Here is an 18,066-nt window from a genome sequence, read left to right on the forward strand (position 1 = left end):
GCAAATCGTATACGTCCTGGTGCATGGTCCGCCCCGGGCCGGTGCACCGCATCCGCCATCCCCGCTCCGGAGTCGCCATGCCATCTTCGCCCGCCGTTGCCAGTTCCCTCTCGCGCCGCCGCCTGCTGCAGGCCGCCGGTGCCGCCTGCGCCAGCGTGGCCGCGCCCACGTTCGCGCAGACCCGTGCCATCAGCATCACGCTGCCCTGGGTCGTGAACGGCTCCAACTACTGGCCCATGGTCGGCAAGGAGCTGGGCTACTTCAAGAAGCGTGGCATCGACCTCACCGTGTCGCGCGGCAACGGCTCGGTGGCCGCGGCGCAGGCCGTGGCCAACAAGCAGTTCGACCTGGGCGTGGTGTTCTTCGGCGGCACGCTGGTGAACATGGCGCGCGGCCTGCCGCTGCAGGCCCTGGCCACCGTGGGCTACGACGCGCTGATGGGCAACCTGGTGCTGGAGGATTCGCCGATCCGTGCGCCCAAGGACTTCGAAGGCAAGCGCGTGGGCACGGTGGCCACCTCGGCCGAATCGCCGTACTGGACGGCCTACGCGGCCAAGACCGGCATCGACCTCGCCAAGGTCACGCGCCAGCAGCTCGACGCGCGCCTGATCGAGCGCGCGCTGATGGACAGGCAGGTCGACGCCATCACCGCCATCGGCTCGTCCAGCATCCCGGTGCTCGATTCGCTGGGCGTGAAGACGCGCTTCATCCCCTGGGCCAAGACCGGCGTGCAGCTGTACGCGGCGCAGGTCATCGCGCGCCGCGAGACCATCGAGGCCGACCCCGGCCTGTGCCAGGCCATGGTCGACGGCATCCTCGAATCGGTGGTCTACACGCTCAAGAATCCCAGGGAGTCGCTGCAGATCCTCTACAAGGCCCAGCCCGAGATCGGCATGGCCAAGGGCGGCAAGGAGAACGCCACCATCTCGCAGGGTCTGGCCCAGGCCACCATGGTCGCGCCCGAGGCCATCGAGCACGGCATGGGCTGGAGCAGCATCCCCACGCTGGCCGGCATGATCTCGCTGGCCGCGCGCGCCGGCGCGCTGACGGCCGACGCCAAGCCGCTGGTGCCCGAAGACCTGGCGACGAACCGCTTCGTCGGCAAGATCAAGCTCAGCAGCGCCGAGTGGGACCAGATCCGCAAGAACGTGGCGCCCTACAACAAGATGCTGGGCCTGGCCTGATGCCGTTCATGCTGCCGACGCGGCCCGAGCCGCTGGCGGCCGAGCGCGCGCAGACCGCGCTGGTCGTCATCGACATGCAGAACGGCTATCTCTCGCCCGGCGGCTACCTGGACCTGGCCGGCTTCGACATCGCGGGCAGCCCGCCCGTGGTCGCGCGTGCGGCGCGTGTGCTGGCCGCCGCGCGCGCGGCCGGCCTCATGGTCGTGCACGTGCGCAACGGCTGGACCGAAAGCCTGGCCGAAGCCGGCCCGGCCACCTCGCCGATGTGGCACAAGTCCAACCCGCTCAAGTACATGCGCAGCCACCCCGGCGCGCAGCTGCTGATCCGCGGCAGCTGGGACCATGCCTTCGTGGAGCCCATGCAGCCGCTGCCGGGCGAGCCCGTGGTCGACAAGCCGCGCTACAGCGCCTTCGCCGGCACCAACCTGGAGATGATGCTGCGCGCCCACGGCATCACCACGCTGGTGTTCGTGGGCGTCAACACCAATGTCTGTGTGGAGACCGCGGTGCGCGATGCCTTCCACCGCGAGTTCTTCGCCGTGATGGTGGCAGACGCCACGCTGCAGGCCGGCTCGCAGGCCGTGTTCGACGCCAGTGTGTTCAACATCGAGAAGTTCTTCGGTTGGACGGTGTCGACCGACGATGCGGTGGCTTGTTTCGAAAGGCTGCCCGCGTGAACGAGGGACTGACGCCGCGGCGCATCGTGCTTCCGCTGCTGTTCGCGCTGGCCACGCTGGCGCTGTGGGAGGCCGTGGTGCGCGGCTTCGCGATCCGCGAGGTGCTGCTGCCCGCGCCCAGCGCCATCGCGCAGCGCCTGGTGGAGACCTTCCCCTTGCTCATGCAGCACGCCTGGCCCACGGTCTGGGAAAGCCTGGCGGGCTTTGCCATCGCCTCGCTGCTGGGCGTGGCGCTGGCTGCACTGCTGAGCACCTCGGCCCTCATGCGCGACATGCTGTACCCCAACGTCGTGCTGTTCCAGCTGATTCCCAAGATCGCGCTGGCGCCGCTGTTCATCGTCTGGCTGGGCATCGGCTTCCAGTCGCGGCTGACCTTCTCGGTCTTCATCAGCTTCTTTCCGGTGGTGATCGCCACGCTGGCAGGGCTGGACCATGTCGACAAGTCGCTGCTGCGCCTGTGCCGCGCGCTGACCGCCACGCCCTGGCAGGTGTTCGCGGCGGTGCGGCTGCCGCACGCGCTGCCCTACGTGTTCAGCGGCATGAAGATCGCCACCACCTTCGCCATCATCGGCGTGATCGTGGGCGAGTTCATCACCTCGCAGGCGGGCCTCGGTTACCTGATCCTGTTCGCCTCGGCCCAGGCCGACACGGCGCTGATCCTGGCGGCCATCCTCGTGCTGTGCGTGTTCGGCCTGGCGTTCTACGGGCTCGTCGCGGGCCTGGAGCGCTGGATGCAACAGAAGTTTGGCGCCTGATGTCTTCCGCTCCCCCTTCCTGGCTGCAGCCGCTCGCGACCCCGGCCGACCGTGGCCAGGCCTATGTGTCCGTGCAGGACGTGCACAAGACCTACGCCACCCGCAACGGCGAGGTCCACGCCGTGCAGCATGCAGACTTCGACGTGGCCGAGGGCGACTTCCTGAGCCTGGTCGGCCCCAGCGGCTGCGGCAAGAGCACGCTGATGTCCATGGTCGGCGGGCTGGAGAACCCCAGCGCGGGCCGCATCCTGGTCGGCGGCGAGCCCATCACCGCGCCGCGCCGCGACTTCGGCTACGTGTTCCAGGACGCCACGCTGCTGCCCTGGAAGAGCGTGCTCGACAACGTGCTGTTTCCGATCCGCACGCAGAAGCGCGATGTGGCCGCGTACCGGGCCGAGGCCGAGCGGCTGCTGCGTGCGACGGGCCTGTGGGACTTCCGGGACAAGCGCCCGGCCGAGCTCTCGGGCGGCATGCGCCAGCGCGTGGCGATCTGCCGGGGCCTCATCAACGACCCGCGCCTGCTCATGATGGACGAGCCCTTCTCGGCGCTCGACGCGATCACGCGCGACGACATGAACCTCATGCTGGCCCAGCTCTGGGACCAGGTGCACAAGACGGCCGTGTTCATCACGCACAGCATCCGCGAGGCGGTCTACCTGTCGGACCGCGTGCTCGTGATGAACGCGCGGCCCTCGCGCATCGTGGCCGACATCCGCGTGCCGTTCGCGCGGCCGCGCCGGCCCGAGATGCAGGAAGACCCGGTGTTCAACAGCATCTGCAGCTTCGTGCGCGAGACCATCCATGCCGGGCATGAGAGCCGCAGCGCCTGAGGCGGCCACGCCGCTGCAGCGCCTGGTGGCCGAGCAGCGCGCGGCGCTGGGCGGGCGCTTCAGCACCGACGACATCGTGGCCGTGCTGCACCAGGCCATCGTGCGCGGCATCTTCCACCCGGGCCAGGCGCTGCGCCAGGACGAGCTGGCGGCCGAGTTCCAGGTCAGCAAGATCCCGCTGCGCGAGGCCCTGCGCACGCTGCAGGCCCAGGGCTTCGTCGAGCTGCCGCTGAACCGCGGCGCGCTGGTGCAGGCGCCGACGCTGGACCAACTCAAGGACGCCTTCGAACTGCGCCTGTTGGTCGAGCCCAGCCTCATGCGCACGGCCGCGCCGCTGCTCACGCGGGCCGACCTCGACGAGGCCGAGCGCCTGGTGCGCGGCATGGACAAGGCCGGCACGGCCTGGGCCTTCAGCGAGCTCAACGTGCGCTTCCACGACCTGCTCTACGGCCCGGCCCAGCGCCCGCTGTCCAAGCAGATCCTGGCCATGCTGCAGGGGCACATCCAGCGCATGTCCTTCATGCAGCTCTCGCTCGCGGGCTTCAACCGCAGTTCCAATGAGGACCACCGCGTGATCCTGGCGGCCTGCCGCCAGGGCGATGCGGACGCCGCGGCGCGGGCGGTGGCGGGGCATGTGAAGGGGGTGCGCAGGATCGTGCTGGGGCTGGTGGCGCAGCAGGGCGGGCTGGGGTGATGCAGGGGTTGCGTCGGCCGTGCATCCGGACCGCGGCGTGGCGGGCGAGAGACGGCGCGCGCGCTCTGCGCCATGGGCAGGCCGGCGCAAGCGGTGTCACGCGCGCGCGGCGCGGTGCTGGGCCCGGTAGTGCGCGGGCGCCATGCCGCGTGCGCGCCGGAAAGCGCGGCTGAACGCGGGTTCGGAGTTGTAGCCCGTGCGCCAGGCCAGTTCGGCCATGCGCAGGTCGGTGCTTTCCAGCAGCCGCGCCGCCAGGCCGATGCGCCAGCGTGTCAGGTAGGCCAGTGGCGGTTCGCCGACCGAGCGCGTGAAATGGCGCACGAAGGCCGCGCGCGACTGGCCGGCTTCGCGCGCCAGGGCGTCCACGGTCCAGCCATGCTCGGGCCGCGCGTGCATGCAGGCCAGTGCCTTGGCGGTGGCGGGCGAGCGCAAGGCGCCGAACCAGTTGGCGGCGCCGGTGGCGCCATGTGCGGCCGCCCACTGCCGCATGAGGTAGGCGAACAGCAGCGCCAGCAGGCTGCGCACCACCAGCGGACTGCCGAAGCCAGTTGCCTCGACTTCCTGGCGCAGCAGGCGCAGGGTGTCGGCGAGCGGCGATGCCTCGTCGGCCCGCAACACCACGGCCGCGGGCAAGGCCTGCAGCGCCGGCAATGCCAGGGCCCGGTCGACTGCGAATTCACCGCACAGCAGTGTGCTGGCCGCGGCCGCCCCGTCGGCCACGCCGTCGTGCAGCGCCAGGAAGCGTGGCAGGGGCATGGCCCTTGCGCGTGGCGTGGCCGCCAGGTCGTGCGCGCCGCCCTGGGCCAGCAGGACCAGTTCACCGGCCTGCAGCGCCAGCGGGTCCGCCCCGGCGCGGCGCAGCACCGCCCGGCCTTCGGCGACGAAATGGAACATGGCCGCTGGCCGCTCGGGAACGGCCACGCCCCAGGCGCCGGCCACGCGCGTGCGCAGCAGCACCAGCCCCTCGGCGCGCACCTCGCGCAGCCAGTCGTCCAGCAGTTGCATGGCGGCGAGCTTAGCCGCAATGAGACGAATGGTTAAGAAATGGCGCCGATGGCGCATGCAACGGCCCAAGGCCGATGGTGCAATGCCGGTCTCCCCACTGCACCGCACACGCATGTTCGCGTCCTTGTTTTCCCGCCTGGCGATGGGCCTGGCTGCGCTGGCCTTGGTCGGCTGCGCCGGCACCGGCGCCGTTTCTCCATCCCCATCCCCATCCCGTCCTGCCATGACCCTCGAACAGACCAAGGCCGCCCTGCTGGGCGACTGGAACAGCATCGCCACCGAAGTGCGGCCCAGCACCGCCCGCAATCCGGACGGCTCGCCCAAGCCCTTCTACCTGCAGCGCCAGTTCCGCTACCTGGACGGCGACCGGTGCGAGCTGGCCATCGTCAATGCCGCCGATGCCAACGGTAAGGTGCCGCTGGCGCGCATCCTGATCCGCGGCCACATGGCCTGGCGGGGCGCGCATCCGGTGGCGCCCGGGGCGCAGAAGGTGGATTTCGTGGCGGACGAGACCTATGAGGTCACGCCGCTGGCGCAGGGCTTTGCCGATGTGCTGAACAAGGTGGCCGCGCAGGGCTACGCGCCCTGGACGGTCGGCACGGCGCAGAGCGTGTTCGGCAAGGACTTCGCGCCGTTCGGCCTGGTGGCGGGCCGCCATTTCATGGAGTACGACCTGGTGCTGCTCTCGCACGGCATGCTGTTCTGGGGCGCCCGCCATGTGGACGGCCGCGGGTTCGACACGGAGCAGAACCGGCCGACGAACCTGCAGATCCCGATGGCGCGCCCCTAGCGGTTGGCCCTACGCCGGGCCGGCATCGGTCTTGCGTGCTTGCGCGACGTCTTCCAAGCGGAGGTGTCGCGATGAGAACAGGCAGACCGAAGGCTGCAGTGCCGCCACTGGATGGCGAGCGCCAGGGCGCCGAACCGCTGCAGCGCAGCGGTGCAGGGGCCGGAGGACGTGTGCGGGACCTGGGCACCCGCGCGGTGGCCGATGCACCCCCATCCGCCATCGCCGAGCGCTGGGACGTTCTGTGCTCCCACCTTCACAAGTGCCGCTGCTGCGTGGCCCGCGGCTGACGCCGCCGCGGTGGGCCATTGCGGTGCGCCGCTGCCGGGGCCGCACCGCTTCGGCGCTCATTCCGGCTCGATGCCCGCCGCCTTCGCCACCTTGCCCCACTTCACCATCTCGCTCGCGATGAAGGCCGTGAACTGCTCGGGCGTGCCGCCCACGGGTTCCACACCGGCGGCCAGCATGCGTTCGCGCACATCGGGCAGGGCGAGGATGCGCGTGGTCTCGGCCGCCAGCTTGGCGACCACGGCCTTGGGTGTGCCGGCCGGGGCCAGCAGACCGCCCCAGGTGCTGGTCTCGTAGCCGGCCAGGCCGGCTTCGGCCACGGTGGGCACGTCGGGCAGGGCCGGCAGGCGCTTGGGCGTGGTCACGGCCAGTGCGCGCAGCTTGCCGCCCTTGATCTGGGCGCTGGTCGCGGCCAGCGTGTCGAACATGATGGACACGCGGCCGCTCATGAGGTCCGGGTGCGCCAGCGTGCTGCCCTTGTAGGGGATGTGCTGCATCTGCAGGCCGGCCATGCTCTGGAACAGTTCGCCCGAGAAATGCGGTGCGCCGCCGTTGCCGCTGGACGCGAAGCTGAGCTGCCCCGGGTTCTTCTTGCCGAAGGCGATCACGTCCTGCAGGGTCTTGAACGGCGAGTCGGGCGCCACCACGAGCACCAGCGGCACCGTGTGCGTCTGCACCACCGGCTCGAAGCTCTTGACCGTGTCGAACGGCAGCTTCTTGAACATGCTGGGGTTGATGGCGTGGCTGCTGGCCACCAGCGCCAGCACGTGGCCGTCGGGCGCAGCCTTGGCCACGAAGTCGGTGCCGATCACGCCGGTGGCGCCGGTCTTGTTGTCGATGACGACGGGCTGGCCCCAGGCCTCGGTGAACTTCTGGCCGATCAGGCGCGCGGCCAGATCGATCGCACCGCCCGGGGAGGCGGGCACGACGATGGTCATGGGCTTGGTCGGGAAGGTCTGGGCGAAGCCGGGGGCGGCCAGCACCAGCGTGGCGGCCAGGGCGAATGTTCTGCGTTGCATGTGTCTCCTCCAGGTGGTTGACGACGCTCAGCGGCCCTTGGCCTTGCGCCATTCGGCGAAGTCCGTGCGGCTCTTTTCTTCGGTCGGCGGATACAGGCCCAGGATGCTGCGGCCTTCCATGACCTTCTCCTGCACGAAGTCCTCGAAGACCGTCATCTCGGTGGCCTCCACGGCGATTTCGTCGGCCAGATGCGCGGGGATCACCAGCACGCCCTCGGCGTCGCCGACGATGACGTCGCCCGGGAACACCGGCGCGTCGCCGCAGCCGATGGGGCCGTTGATCTCGATGGCCTCGTGCAGCGTCAGGTTGGTCGGGGCGCTGGGCTGGACGTGGTAGGCCGGCATGGCGTATTTGGCGATGTCGGGGCTGTCCCGAAAGCCGCCATCCGTCACCACGCCGGCCACGCCGCGCTGCATCAGCCGCGCCACCAGGATGCCGCCGGCCGAGGCGGCGCGCGCATCCTTGCGGCTGTCGATGACCATCACGGCGCCGGGCGGGCATTGCTCCACGGCCGCGCGCTGCGGGTGGTCGCGGTTCTGGAACACGGCGATGCCGTTGCGGTCCTCGCGCGCCGGCATGTAGCGCAGCGTGAAGGCCTCGCCGACCATGTTGGGGCCGTTGGGGTTCAGCGGGCGCACGTTCTGGATCATCTGGTTGCGCAGGCCGCGTTTGAACAGCGCGGTGCACAGGGTGGCGGTGCTGACCTTCATCAGCTGGTCGCGGGTCTCTTGCTTCATGGATGGGTTCCTGGTCAGAAGATGTCGGGTTCGGGCACGGGCTTGCCGAAGGTGGTTTCGAGGAAGTCGAAGTCACAGCCCTCGTTGGCCTGCTTGATGTGCCGGCCGAACATCCAGCCGTAGCCGCGTTCGTAGCGCGGGGGCGGCGGGGTCCACGCAGCCTTGCGTTGCGCCATCTCCTCGTCGCTGATCTCCAGGTGGATGCTGCGCGCGGGCACATCGACCGTGATGCGGTCGCCGGTCTTCACCAGCGCCAGCGGGCCGCCGATGGCCGCCTCGGGCGAGCAGTGCAGCAGGCAGCCGCCGTAGCTCGTGCCGCTCATGCGCGCGTCGGACAGGCGCAGCATGTCCTTCACGCCCAGCTTGAGCAGCTTGGTCGGGATCGGCAGCATGCCCCATTCGGGCATGCCGGCGCCCAGCGGGCCGGCGTTGCGCAGCACCAGGATGTCGTCGCCCGTCACGTCCAGGTCCGGGTCGTCCACAGCCTTCTTGAGGCTGGGGTAGTCGTCGAAGACCAATGCACGGCCGGTGTGGCGCAGCAGGTACGGCGCGACCGCGCTGGGCTTGATGACCACGCCGTCGGGCGCCAGGTTGCCGCGCAGCACGGCCAGCGCGCCTTCGGCGTAGATCGGCTTGTCGAGCGGGCGGATCACGTCGTCGTGGTAGACCTCGCTGCCTGCGATGTTCTCGCCGAGGGTCTTGCCGTTGACGGTCAGCGCCTCGGTCTTGAGGTGCGGGCGGATGCGTTCCAGCATCGCGCGCAGGCCGCCGGCGTAGAAGAAGTCTTCCATCAGGTAGGCGTCGCCGCTGGGCCGGATGTTGGCGATGACCTGCACGCGGCGGCTGAAGGCGTCGAAGTCGTCCAGCGTGACCGGGTGGCCGGCGCGCCGCGACATGGCGATCAGGTGGATGATGGCGTTGGTCGAGCAGCCCATGGCCATGGCGCAGGCAATGCCGTTCTCGAAGTTGGCGCGCGTGAGCATCTTGGCCGGCGTCAGGTCGTCCCAGACCATGTCGACGATGCGGCGGCCGCACTCCGCGCTCATGCGCACATGGTTGGCATCGGCCGCGGGGATGCTGGAGGCGCCCGGCAAGGTCAGGCCGATGGATTCGGCGATGCCCATCATGGTGGCGGCCGTGCCCATGGTCATGCAGGTGCCGTGGCTGCGCGCGATGCCGGCTTCCATCTCGTTCCACGACTGGTCCGACAGGCGGCCCGCGCGGCGCTCGTCCCAGTACTTGAAGGCGTCCGAGCCCGAGCCCAGGACCTTGCCCCTCCAGTTGCCGCGCAGCATGGGGCCGGCCGGCAGGTAGAGGAAGGGGATGCCCATGGACAGCGCACCCATGGTCAGGCCCGGCGTGGTCTTGTCGCAGCCGCCCATCAGCACGGCACCGTCCACCGGGTGGCTGCGCAGCAGTTCCTCCGTCTCCATCGCGAGGAAGTTGCGGTACAGCATGGTGGTGGGCTTGACCATGCTCTCCGACAGGCTGATGGCGGGCAGCTCCAGCGGAAATCCGCCGGCCTGCAGCACGCCGCGCTTGACGTCTTCCACACGCTGCTTGAAGTGCGTGTGGCACTGGTTGGCATCGCTCCAGGTGTTGACGATGGCGATGATGGGCTTGCCCTTCCAGTCCTCGTAGCCATAGCCCATCTGCAGCACGCGCGAGCGGTGGCCGAAAGAGCGGAAGTCGTCGGGGGCGAACCAGCGCGCGCTGCGCAGGCTGTCGTAGGTGCGTCGTGTCATCGGGGGATTCCGTGGGGGCTCATTCAGCCTTGATGCCGGCGGCCTTGATCACCTTGGCCCATTTCTCGACCTCGCTCTTCTGGTACTCGCCGAGCTGGGCCGGCGTCATGTCGGACGGCAGCATGCCGAAGCCCCTGAGCCGGGCCTGCACCTCGGGCGTGGCAACGATCTTCATGATCTCGGCGTGCAGCCGGTCGACGATGGGCTTGGGCGTGCCGGCGGGTGCGAACACCGCCTGCCACGAGCCCATGTCGAAGCCCTTCTGGCCGGCTTCGGCGATGGTGGGCACGTCGGGCAGCGACTCGAGCCGCTTGGCGCTGCTGACCGCGATGGGCCGCAGCTTGCCGGACTGGATGTGCGGGCCCACGATCAGCGTGGTGTCGAACATCATGTCCACTTGGCCGCCGACGACATCCTGCACGGCCGGGCCGCTGCCCTTGTAGGGCACGTGCGTGAACGCCACGCCGGACTGGTAGCTCAGCAAGGCCAGCGCCATGTGCGGCGAGGTGCCGTTGCCGGGCGAGGCCGAGGACAGGCCGCCTTGCTTGGCGCGGCTGGCGGCCAGCACGTCGTTCAGGGTCTTGTAGGGGCTGCTCGCGTTGACCACGAGCACCAGCGGCCCGGAACCCAGCATCGCGACGGGCGCGAAAGACTTGACCGGGTCGTAGTCCAGCTTGGCGTACAGGCTGCCGTTGATGGAGTGCGAGCTGATGGTGCCACCCAGGATGGTGTAGCCGTCCGGCGCGGCGCGCGCCGCGATGGTCGAACCCACGCTGCCGCCTGCACCGCCCTTGTTGTCGATGACCACGGGCGTGCCCAATGCGGTCGACAGTGCCGGCGCGATCACGCGGGCCAGCGTGTCGGTGTTGCCGCCGGGCGGGAACGGGACGATATAGGTGATCGCCTTGCCGGTGGGCCAGCTGCCCTGGGCCAGTGCGGGCAGTGCCACGGTGGCCATGGTGGACAGCGCGCCCTGGATCATCGTGCGACGGTGCATGTGCATCTCCTGTGTCTCGGTTTGGTGGGACTTGTTGGCGCGGGATTGAAACACTAATATATTAGTACGTCAATGCAGAATCGCCCGACATGAATGCCCTCCCGAAGATCCGCCTGGACCGTCAGCGCCTGGCCGCGCCGCAGGTGCTGGAGCGGCTGCGCGAGGCCATCCTGGACCTGGAATTGGTGCCGGGCACCGTGCTGGCGCGCCAGGCGCTGGCCGAGCAGTTCGGGGTGAGCCAGACGCCCGTGCGCGAGGCGCTGCTGCGGCTCAGCGAGGAGGGGCTGGTGGACGTGTTCCCGCAGCACGCCACGCTGGTCAGCCGGATCGACCTGACCGCCGCACGGCAGGCGCATTTCCTGCGGCGCGCGATCGAACTGGAGCTGGTGCGCGAACTGGCCGAGCAGCCGCCCGCGGGCCTAGTGGCCGCGTTGGAACGGCAGGTGGCCTTGCAGCAGGCACTGGCCGAGGCCCAGCAGTACAACGAGTTCGTCGCGGCCGACCGTGCGTTCCACCGCCTGATGTACGCGGCGGCCGGCATGGAACCGCTGTGGGATCTGGTCGGCCGCAGTTCAGGCCATGTGGACAGGCTGCGCCGGCTGCATCTGCCCACGGCGGGCAAGACCGCGTCCATCCTGCGCGACCACCGCGCGATCACGGCCGGCATCGCGGCAGGCGATGCGTTGGCGGCGCAGGAGGCTGTGCGCGTCCACCTGTCGGGCACGCTGTCGGCGGTAGAAGAGATCCGGCAGCACTTTCCGGATTACGTGGTCGAGCCCTGAGCCTTGTCGAGCAGTTCCAGGCCGCGCACCTGACGACCGGCGCCGCGCGCAACTGTCACCGCGTCTGCGCATTTGATTCGTCCAGCATCGGCATCTTCGGGGGCCAAGCCACGGCCTACAATCGCTGCCTTCCCAAGGAGCGTTGCAGCGGGCCGATCGACAGATGCCCGTCAGGCTTGGGACCGCATCCGCAACGACGCTCACCGGCCCCTTGATCGCCCGATCGGATGCCCAGGTGAGACCATGACCCACGACCCCGCTGCCCTTTCGACCACGCCCGACGCCGCCGGCGCACCGCCGCCCATGCGCCTGTCGGGCCTGGAGCCCGTTTCCATTGGCGCCGGCACGCTGTTCGTCAACATCGGCGAGCGCACCAACGTCACCGGCTCCAAGGCCTTCGCCCGCATGATCCTGAACGGGGAGTTCGACCAGGCCCTGTCGGTCGCGCGCCAGCAGGTGGAGAACGGCGCCCAGGTCATCGACATCAACATGGACGAGGCCATGCTGGACAGCAAGGCGGCCATGGTGCGCTTCCTGAACCTGATCGCCAGCGAGCCCGACATCGCGCGCGTGCCCATCATGGTGGACAGCTCCAAGTGGGAGGTGATCGAGGCCGGCCTGCGCTGCATCCAGGGCAAGGGGATCGTCAACTCGATCTCCATGAAGGAGGGCGTCGAGAAGTTCAAGCACGAGGCGCGGCTCGTGCGGCGCTACGGCGCGGCGGCCGTGGTCATGGCCTTCGACGAGGTGGGCCAGGCCGACACCTTCGCGCGCAAGACCGAGATTTGCGAGCGTGCCTACCGCATCCTGGTCGACGAAGTCGGCTTCCCGCCCGAGGACATCATCTTCGACCCCAACATCTTCGCGGTGGCCACCGGCATCGAGGAGCACAACAACTACGCGGTCGACTTCATCGAGGCGGTGCGCTGGATCAAGCAGAACCTGCCGGGCGCCAAGGTGTCGGGCGGCGTGTCGAACGTGAGCTTCAGCTTCCGCGGCAACGACCCGGTGCGCGAGGCGATCCACACCGTGTTCCTGTACCACGCGATCGCCGCCGGCATGGACATGGGCATCGTCAACGCCGGCATGGTCGGCGTCTACGACGACCTGGAACCCCAGCTGCGCGAACGCGTGGAAGACGTGGTGCTGAACCGGCGGCCCGACGCCGGCGAGCGCCTGGTCGAGATCGCCGAGAGCGCCAAGAGCGGCGCCAAGGACGAGAGCAAGAAGCTCGAATGGCGCGGCACGCCCGAGGCGCCGGCCACCGTGGAGCAGCGCCTGGCCCACGCCATGGTGCACGGCATCACCGACTTCATCGTGCCCGACACCGAAGAGGCCTACCAAGCCATCCTGGCCAAGGGCGGCCGCCCGCTGCACGTGATCGAAGGCCCGCTGATGGCCGGCATGAACATCGTGGGCGACCTGTTCGGCGCCGGCAAGATGTTCCTGCCGCAGGTGGTGAAGTCGGCGCGCGTGATGAAGTCGGCCGTGGCCCACCTGATTCCCTACATCGAGGAAGAGAAGCTGCGCGACGAGGCGGCCGGCCGCGACGTGCGCAGCAAGGGCAAGATCGTCATCGCCACCGTGAAGGGGGATGTGCACGACATCGGCAAGAACATCGTGACCGTCGTGCTCCAGTGCAACAACTTCGAGGTGGTGAACATGGGCGTGATGGTCCCGTGCCACGAGATCCTGGCCAAGGCCAAGGTCGAGGGCGCGGACATCGTCGGCCTGTCGGGCCTGATCACGCCCAGCCTTGAAGAGATGCAGTACGTGGCCGGCGAGATGCAGAAGGACGAGCACTTCCGCATCAAGAAGATCCCGCTCTTGATCGGCGGCGCCACCACCAGCCGCGTGCACACGGCCGTGAAGATCGCGCCGCACTACGAAGGCCCCGTGGTGTATGTGCCGGACGCCTCGCGCAGCGTGGGCGTGGCGCAGAGCCTGTTGTCGGACCAGGCCAGTGCCTACATCGCCGAGCTCAACGCCGACTACGACAAGGTGCGCCACCAGCACGCCAACAAGAAGCAGGTGCCGCTGTGGCCGCTGGCCAAGGCGCGTGCCAACAAGACGGCCATCGACTGGGCCGCCTACCGGCCGACGGCGCCCAAGTTCATCGGCCGCCGCGTGTTCAGGAACTTCGACCTCGCGGAACTGGCCAGGTACATCGACTGGGGCCCGTTCTTCCAGACCTGGGATCTGGCGGGCCCGTTCCCGGCCATCCTGAAGGACGAGGTCGTCGGCACCGAGGCCCAGCGCGTGTTCAGCGACGGCAAGCGCATGCTGCAGCGGATCATCGAAGGCCGCTGGCTCACGGCCAACGGCATCGTGGCGCTGTACCCGGCCGCCAGCGTGGCCGACGACGACATCGCGTTCTACACCGACGAGACGCGCAACCAGACCGCGCTGACCTGGCACGGCCTGCGCCAGCAGACCGAGAAGCAGGTCATCGACGGCGTGCCGCGGCCCAGCCGCTGCCTGGCCGACTTCGTCGCGCCAGCCAGCAGCGGCGTGGCCGACTACGCCGGCATGTTCGCGGTCACGGCCGGCATCGGCGCCGAGGCGCGCGAGAAGCGCTTCGTCGACGACCTGGACGACTACTCGGCCATCATGTTCAAGGCCCTGGCCGACCGCCTGGCCGAAGCCTTCGCCGAATGCCTGCACCACCGCGTGCGAACCGACCTGTGGGGCTACGCGGCCGGCGAGCAGCTGGACAACGACCAGCTGGTGCGCGAGCAGTACCGCGGCATCCGCCCGGCGCCGGGCTACCCGGCCTGCCCCGAGCACAGCGTGAAGAAGGACATGTTCGCGCTGCTGCACTGCGAGGACATCGGCATGGGCCTGACCGACAGCTGGGCCATGACGCCCGCGGCCAGTGTGAGCGGCTTCTATCTGGGCCACCCGGACAGCACCTACTTCAACGTTGGCAAGATCGGCCAGGACCAGGTCGAAGACCTGGCGCGCCGGCGCGGCGTGGCGGTCAACGAACTCGAGCGGGCGCTGGCACCGCAACTCTGAAAACTGCGGTGCAGCCGTTGCGACAGTTTTACGGTGTCTTACAAAAGAGACACCGGGCGGCGACGCCGCTTGCATAGCCTTGGCATCCACGGGGCGCGTTGGCGCCCGTTTCGAGGATTGCCAAATGCAAGAACACCAGACTTCTCCTTCGATCCCCGCCCGCTCGGGCAACCGGCCTCTGTGGCTGGCGGTCGGCGCGCTCGCCGTGGCTGTCGCCGGCCTGGGTGGCACCCTGTTGGGCACGCACCTGCCCCGCAGCGCGGCTGAGCCATCGGCCAGCACGGCAGCGGGCCTGGTGCCCTTCGATGGTGCGCCGACGACGGCCACCGCCAAGCCGGCGCCCCAGAACGCGCCGGCCACGCCAGTGGTGCCCCGCGTCGCGCCGGCAGTGGTCCGGGCGCCTGCCGCCGCTGTACCGCCGGTGGCGCAGGTGGCGCGCTGCGACAGCTGTGGCACGGTCGTCTCCGTGACTGCCGTGCAGCGCGCTGGCCAGGGCAGCGGCGTGGGTGCGGTGGCCGGTGGCGTGGTGGGCGGCGTCCTGGGCAACCAGGTCGGCGGCGGCAGTGGCCGCGCGGTGGCCACCGTGCTGGGTGCCGTGGGCGGCGGCTGGGCCGGCAACGAGGTCGAAAAGCGCGTGCGCCAGAGCACGCGTTATGCCGTGCGCGTCCGCATGGACGACGGCAGCGTGCGCACCGTGGAGCAAAACGAGGCCGTGGCCGTGGGCAGCCCCGTGCTGGTGCAAGGCGGCACCGCCAGGGCGCGCAGCCATTCCACGGCCTGGAGCGGCTGACCCGGCACCCTGTCGACCGCCCCAGCGCGACCATCCACAAGCCAGGCCCGAAAGGCGCCTGGCTTTTTTGCGTTGTTCATCGACAGCGCGTGGTCGTCGTGCGCCGCTTTTGCTCTTCGCCTTGCGCAAATTGCCCGCAGCAATGTTGCAAAAGCCGATGCGTAACAAAAGTGGAACAAAAAAAAGCTCCACTTCGCGTCGTGTCAAGGGAACTATTCACGCTTACTGACATTTTGTAGCGGTGTTGGCCTACAAAAAACACTAGCATCGTCCTACACACGTTGGGCATATCGCGCAACTGCAGAACACTTAAAAGTCATGAAAACATTCGCGACCTTGTCAGCCAGTGAGCGATTTGGCCAATATTTCCGCATTGCACCAGCTTTGGACGCTGCTGCGCGGGAAGAGGTGTATTTTGTGCGCCACGATGTGTATGCGCGGGAGCTCGGCTTCGAGCCCGTCCGCGAGGACCAGCGCGAGGTGGATGGCTACGACCGGCACGCGCTGCACTGCATTGTCCGCACCAATGACGACAATGTCCGCCCCGTCGGTTGCGCCCGCGTGGTCCTGACCGACCCGCAGGACCGGCAACGCCTGCTGCCCTTCGAGCATTCCTGCCGTGACACGCTGGACCGCAGCATCATCGATCCGGCGGCGCTGCCGCGCGAGCGCATCGCCGAGGTGTCGCGGCTGGCCGTCATGGGGGAGTTCCGCCGCCGTCGCGGGGAGCTGCACCGCCCGGTGGCGCTGTCCGCCCGCGACAGTTCCAGCCACCCCGTGGCCCGCTTTCCCAACATTCCCGTGAGCCTGTATTTCGGCGCCGTGGCGCTGGCACAGCGCGCCGGTGTCGAGTACCTGTTCACGCTGACCGAGCCGCGCCTGGCCAAGCACTTCGCACGCGGCGGCGTGCAGATCGAGGCCATCGGCGCGCCGATCGAACACCGCGGCATGCGCATTCCTTCACTGATGCGCGTCTCGCAGGTCTACAGCAGCCTGCGCGCCATGGTGCGGCCGATCTGGCATGAGGTGCATGCGCAGATGGACACCTGCTACCTGTTGCACGACGCCATGGCCCAGCAGGAACTGGCCGATGCGCCGGTCACCCAGGGTGCGCCGCTGAGCGCCTGAGCGTTCAGGCCGGTCCGGGGCTGCGCAGCGCGCGGCGGTATTGCACCGCTTCGGCGATGTGGCTGCTCTGCAGCGTGTCGCTGCCTTCCAGGTCGGCAATCGTGCGCGCCACGCGCAGCGCCCGGTGGATGCCGCGTGCCGACCAGCCCAGTCGCGCCGCGGCGTGGTTCAGGAAACGGCTGGCCTCTTCGGTGCGCTGTGCGTGGCGCTCCAGTTCCTGGCCCGCGAGGGCCTGGTTGCACTGGCCTTGACGCTGCAGTGCCAGTGCGCGCGCCGCGGTGCAGCGCGCGCGCACCGTGTCCGTGCTCTCGGCCGGCGGGGTGTCCAGCAACTCATGCGGCGACAGCGCGGCCACTTCCAGGTGCAGGTCGATCCGGTCCAGCAGCGGGCCGCTGAGCTTGGACTGGTAGCGCGTGACCTGGTCCGGGCTGCAGCGGCAGGCCCGGTGCGTGGCGCCGAAGTAGCCGCAGGGGCAAGGGTTCATCGCGGCGATGAGCAGGAAGCGCGCAGGGAATTCGGCCCGCTGGGTCGCGCGTGCGATGGCGATGCGGCCGGTTTCCAGGGGTTCGCGCAGCGCCTCCAGCGCAGCCCTCGGGAATTCGACCAGTTCGTCCAGGAAGAGAACTCCGTGGTGGGCCAGCGAAATTTCGCCCGGGCGGGGTGGCGACCCTCCGCCCACCAGCGCCACGGCGCTGGCCGTGTGGTGGGGTGTCCGCGTTGGCCTGCGCATCCATTGCGCCAGCGAGAAGTGGCCGGCCAGGCTGGCGACCGCTGCGCTTTGCAGCGCCTCCTCGGTGCGCATCGGAGGCAGCAGGTCGGCGAAGCGCTGCGCCAGCATGGACTTGCCACTGCCCGGCGATCCGACCAGCAGCACGCTGTGGCCGCCTGCGGCGGCGATCTCCAGCGCCCGCTTGGCCGCGGCCTGGCCTTTGACATCGGCCAGGTCCAGGCCGTTGGCGGCGGCCTGAGGAAGACCGGGCGCCAGCCGGGCCCAGCCTTCGCCGGGCTCCGCTGCCGGGCCGTTCTCCGGCTGCAAGGCGGCCACCACATCCAGCAGATGCCTGGCGCGCACCACGCGCATGTCCGGCACCAAAGCGGCTTCCTCGGCGCTGCCGGGCGGCAGGACCAGCGTCACGGGCGTTGCCTGGTCGTGCAGCGCCAGGCTCAATGCCAGCGCGCCGTGCACGGGCCGCAGCTCGCCCGACAGCGACAGCTCCCCTGCGAACTCGTAACCGGCCAGCCGTCCGGCATCGACCTGCCCGCTGGCTGCCAGGATGCCCAGCGCGATCGGCAGGTCGAACCGGCCGGAATCCTTGGGCAGATCGGCTGGCGCGAGGTTGACCGTGATCCTCTTGTTGTGCGGGAACGCCAGCCCCGCGTTCTGGATGGCCGAGCGCACGCGCTCGCGCGCTTCCTTCACCTCCGTGTGCGCAAGCCCCACGAGCGTGAAGCTGGGCAGGCCGTTGGCCAGATGCACCTCGACGGTGACCGCTGGTGCTTGCAGGCCGACCAGCACACGGCTTTGCACCAAAGACAGGCCCATTGTTGAAGTTCTCCCTATTTCGGTGCTTGTCTAACCATGATGGCGCGAACCGCGGCCGAATGCACCAAATTCGTGCGGCCACCAGA

At 69.3% G+C, this 18,066-nt stretch carries 16 protein-coding genes and 1 riboswitch; of the genes, 10 read left to right on the forward strand and 6 right to left on the reverse strand.

Annotated features, from left to right (window positions below):
- Nucleotides 1-77 precede the first annotated feature (77 nt).
- From ASF44_RS03190 to ASF44_RS03210, 5 genes are read left to right on the forward strand one after another with little or no spacing between them, the layout of a single operon-like run.
- Nucleotides 78-1,184, forward strand: a complete 1,107-nt coding sequence (locus tag ASF44_RS03190; RefSeq protein ID WP_056897696.1) for an ABC transporter substrate-binding protein — start codon at nt 78-80, stop codon at nt 1,182-1,184.
- Entirely contained in the window at nt 1,184-1,861 is a 678-nt protein-coding gene (locus ASF44_RS03195) for an isochorismatase family protein (RefSeq protein WP_056897697.1), read from the forward strand. The genes ASF44_RS03190 and ASF44_RS03195 overlap by 1 nt, the downstream gene beginning before the upstream one ends.
- Nucleotides 1,858-2,616 (forward strand): ABC transporter permease, encoded by a 759-nt coding sequence (locus ASF44_RS03200; protein ID WP_056897698.1) that lies wholly within the window; start codon nt 1,858-1,860, stop codon nt 2,614-2,616. Before ASF44_RS03195 ends, ASF44_RS03200 begins: the two co-directional genes overlap by 4 nt.
- Nucleotides 2,616-3,446, forward strand: coding sequence for an ABC transporter ATP-binding protein (locus tag ASF44_RS03205; protein WP_056897699.1), 831 nt, complete (start codon nt 2,616-2,618; stop codon nt 3,444-3,446). Before ASF44_RS03200 ends, ASF44_RS03205 begins: the two co-directional genes overlap by 1 nt.
- On the forward strand, nt 3,418-4,140 hold the full coding sequence (locus tag ASF44_RS03210) for a GntR family transcriptional regulator (RefSeq protein ID WP_082524482.1): 723 nt from the start codon (nt 3,418-3,420) through the stop codon (nt 4,138-4,140). The genes ASF44_RS03205 and ASF44_RS03210 overlap by 29 nt, the downstream gene beginning before the upstream one ends.
- 96 nt (nt 4,141-4,236) lie before the next feature.
- On the opposite strand, the gene ASF44_RS03215 is transcribed toward ASF44_RS03210, so the two are convergent.
- Nucleotides 4,237-5,145, reverse strand: a complete 909-nt coding sequence (locus ASF44_RS03215; protein ID WP_082524483.1) for an AraC family transcriptional regulator — start codon at nt 5,143-5,145, stop codon at nt 4,237-4,239.
- Nucleotides 5,146-5,368: 223 nt separating this feature from the next.
- Here ASF44_RS03215 and ASF44_RS03220 point away from each other — a divergent pair, with 223 nt between their 5' ends.
- Nucleotides 5,369-5,935, forward strand: a complete 567-nt coding sequence (locus ASF44_RS03220; RefSeq protein WP_056897701.1) for a hypothetical protein — start codon at nt 5,369-5,371, stop codon at nt 5,933-5,935.
- A gap of 344 nt (nt 5,936-6,279) precedes the next feature.
- Here the strand turns inward: ASF44_RS03220 and ASF44_RS03225 are convergent, their stop codons facing one another.
- From ASF44_RS03225 to ASF44_RS03240, 4 genes are read right to left on the reverse strand one after another with little or no spacing between them, the layout of a single operon-like run.
- A complete protein-coding gene (locus ASF44_RS03225; RefSeq protein WP_056897702.1) occupies nt 6,280-7,239 on the reverse strand; it encodes a tripartite tricarboxylate transporter substrate binding protein in 960 nt (319 codons plus the stop codon).
- A 27-nt stretch (nt 7,240-7,266) separates the two neighbouring features.
- Nucleotides 7,267-7,977 (reverse strand): ribonuclease activity regulator RraA, encoded by a 711-nt coding sequence (locus ASF44_RS03230; RefSeq protein WP_056897703.1) that lies wholly within the window; start codon nt 7,975-7,977, stop codon nt 7,267-7,269.
- A gap of 14 nt (nt 7,978-7,991) precedes the next feature.
- Entirely contained in the window at nt 7,992-9,722 is a 1,731-nt protein-coding gene (gene araD / locus ASF44_RS03235) for an L-arabinonate dehydratase (RefSeq protein WP_056897704.1), read from the reverse strand.
- 19 nt (nt 9,723-9,741) lie between these two features.
- Nucleotides 9,742-10,719, reverse strand: a complete 978-nt coding sequence (locus ASF44_RS03240; RefSeq protein WP_056898181.1) for a tripartite tricarboxylate transporter substrate binding protein — start codon at nt 10,717-10,719, stop codon at nt 9,742-9,744.
- 89 nt (nt 10,720-10,808) lie between these two features.
- On the opposite strand from ASF44_RS03240, the gene ASF44_RS03245 reads away from it, so the two are divergent.
- The 4 genes from ASF44_RS03245 to ASF44_RS03260 all read left to right on the forward strand — a co-directional run bounded on the left by ASF44_RS03245 (nt 10,809) and on the right by ASF44_RS03260 (nt 16,437).
- On the forward strand, nt 10,809-11,501 hold the full coding sequence (locus ASF44_RS03245; protein WP_056897705.1) for a GntR family transcriptional regulator: 693 nt from the start codon (nt 10,809-10,811) through the stop codon (nt 11,499-11,501).
- 128 nt (nt 11,502-11,629) lie between these two features.
- Nucleotides 11,630-11,710, forward strand: a riboswitch (S-adenosyl-L-homocysteine riboswitch).
- A gap of 34 nt (nt 11,711-11,744) precedes the next feature.
- Nucleotides 11,745-14,519: a methionine synthase gene (gene metH / locus ASF44_RS03250; protein ID WP_255358184.1), complete on the forward strand. Its 2,775-nt coding sequence runs from the start codon at nt 11,745-11,747 to the stop codon at nt 14,517-14,519.
- A 124-nt stretch (nt 14,520-14,643) separates the two neighbouring features.
- Nucleotides 14,644-15,309: a glycine zipper 2TM domain-containing protein gene (locus ASF44_RS03255; protein ID WP_056897706.1), complete on the forward strand. Its 666-nt coding sequence runs from the start codon at nt 14,644-14,646 to the stop codon at nt 15,307-15,309.
- Nucleotides 15,310-15,627: 318 nt separating this feature from the next.
- Complete coding sequence (locus tag ASF44_RS03260) at nt 15,628-16,437, forward strand: PEP-CTERM/exosortase system-associated acyltransferase (protein WP_056897707.1); 810 nt, start codon at nt 15,628-15,630, stop codon at nt 16,435-16,437.
- 4 nt (nt 16,438-16,441) lie between these two features.
- Here the strand turns inward: ASF44_RS03260 and ASF44_RS03265 are convergent, their stop codons facing one another.
- Nucleotides 16,442-17,980 (reverse strand): YifB family Mg chelatase-like AAA ATPase, encoded by a 1,539-nt coding sequence (locus tag ASF44_RS03265; protein ID WP_056897708.1) that lies wholly within the window; start codon nt 17,978-17,980, stop codon nt 16,442-16,444.
- Between the last annotated feature and the right edge of the window lie 86 nt (nt 17,981-18,066).

The sequence above is a fragment of the Pseudorhodoferax sp. Leaf274 genome, from assembly GCF_001422445.1.
In the GTDB taxonomy this organism is placed as follows: Bacteria; Pseudomonadota; Gammaproteobacteria; order Burkholderiales; family Burkholderiaceae_C; genus Pseudorhodoferax.

Excerpts from the sequence above, each read along its gene's own strand:
- ASF44_RS03215 (WP_082524483.1), bottom strand. The coding sequence starts at position 5,145 with ATGCAACTGCTGGACGACTGGCTGCGCGAGGTGCGCGCCGAGGGGCTG.
- metH (WP_255358184.1), top strand. The coding sequence starts at position 11,745 with ATGACCCACGACCCCGCTGCCCTTTCGACCACGCCCGACGCCGCCGGC.
- ASF44_RS03225 (WP_056897702.1), bottom strand. The coding sequence starts at position 7,239 with ATGCAACGCAGAACATTCGCCCTGGCCGCCACGCTGGTGCTGGCCGCC.
- ASF44_RS03240 (WP_056898181.1), bottom strand. The coding sequence starts at position 10,719 with ATGCACCGTCGCACGATGATCCAGGGCGCGCTGTCCACCATGGCCACC.
- ASF44_RS03260 (WP_056897707.1), top strand. The coding sequence starts at position 15,628 with ATGAAAACATTCGCGACCTTGTCAGCCAGTGAGCGATTTGGCCAATAT.
- ASF44_RS03195 (WP_056897697.1), top strand. The coding sequence starts at position 1,184 with ATGCCGTTCATGCTGCCGACGCGGCCCGAGCCGCTGGCGGCCGAGCGC.
- araD (WP_056897704.1), bottom strand. The coding sequence starts at position 9,722 with ATGACACGACGCACCTACGACAGCCTGCGCAGCGCGCGCTGGTTCGCC.
- ASF44_RS03205 (WP_056897699.1), top strand. The coding sequence starts at position 2,616 with ATGTCTTCCGCTCCCCCTTCCTGGCTGCAGCCGCTCGCGACCCCGGCC.
- ASF44_RS03265 (WP_056897708.1), bottom strand. The coding sequence starts at position 17,980 with ATGGGCCTGTCTTTGGTGCAAAGCCGTGTGCTGGTCGGCCTGCAAGCA.
- ASF44_RS03210 (WP_082524482.1), top strand. The coding sequence starts at position 3,418 with ATGCCGGGCATGAGAGCCGCAGCGCCTGAGGCGGCCACGCCGCTGCAG.
- ASF44_RS03220 (WP_056897701.1), top strand. The coding sequence starts at position 5,369 with ATGACCCTCGAACAGACCAAGGCCGCCCTGCTGGGCGACTGGAACAGC.
- ASF44_RS03245 (WP_056897705.1), top strand. The coding sequence starts at position 10,809 with ATGAATGCCCTCCCGAAGATCCGCCTGGACCGTCAGCGCCTGGCCGCG.
- ASF44_RS03255 (WP_056897706.1), top strand. The coding sequence starts at position 14,644 with ATGCAAGAACACCAGACTTCTCCTTCGATCCCCGCCCGCTCGGGCAAC.
- ASF44_RS03190 (WP_056897696.1), top strand. The coding sequence starts at position 78 with ATGCCATCTTCGCCCGCCGTTGCCAGTTCCCTCTCGCGCCGCCGCCTG.
- ASF44_RS03230 (WP_056897703.1), bottom strand. The coding sequence starts at position 7,977 with ATGAAGCAAGAGACCCGCGACCAGCTGATGAAGGTCAGCACCGCCACC.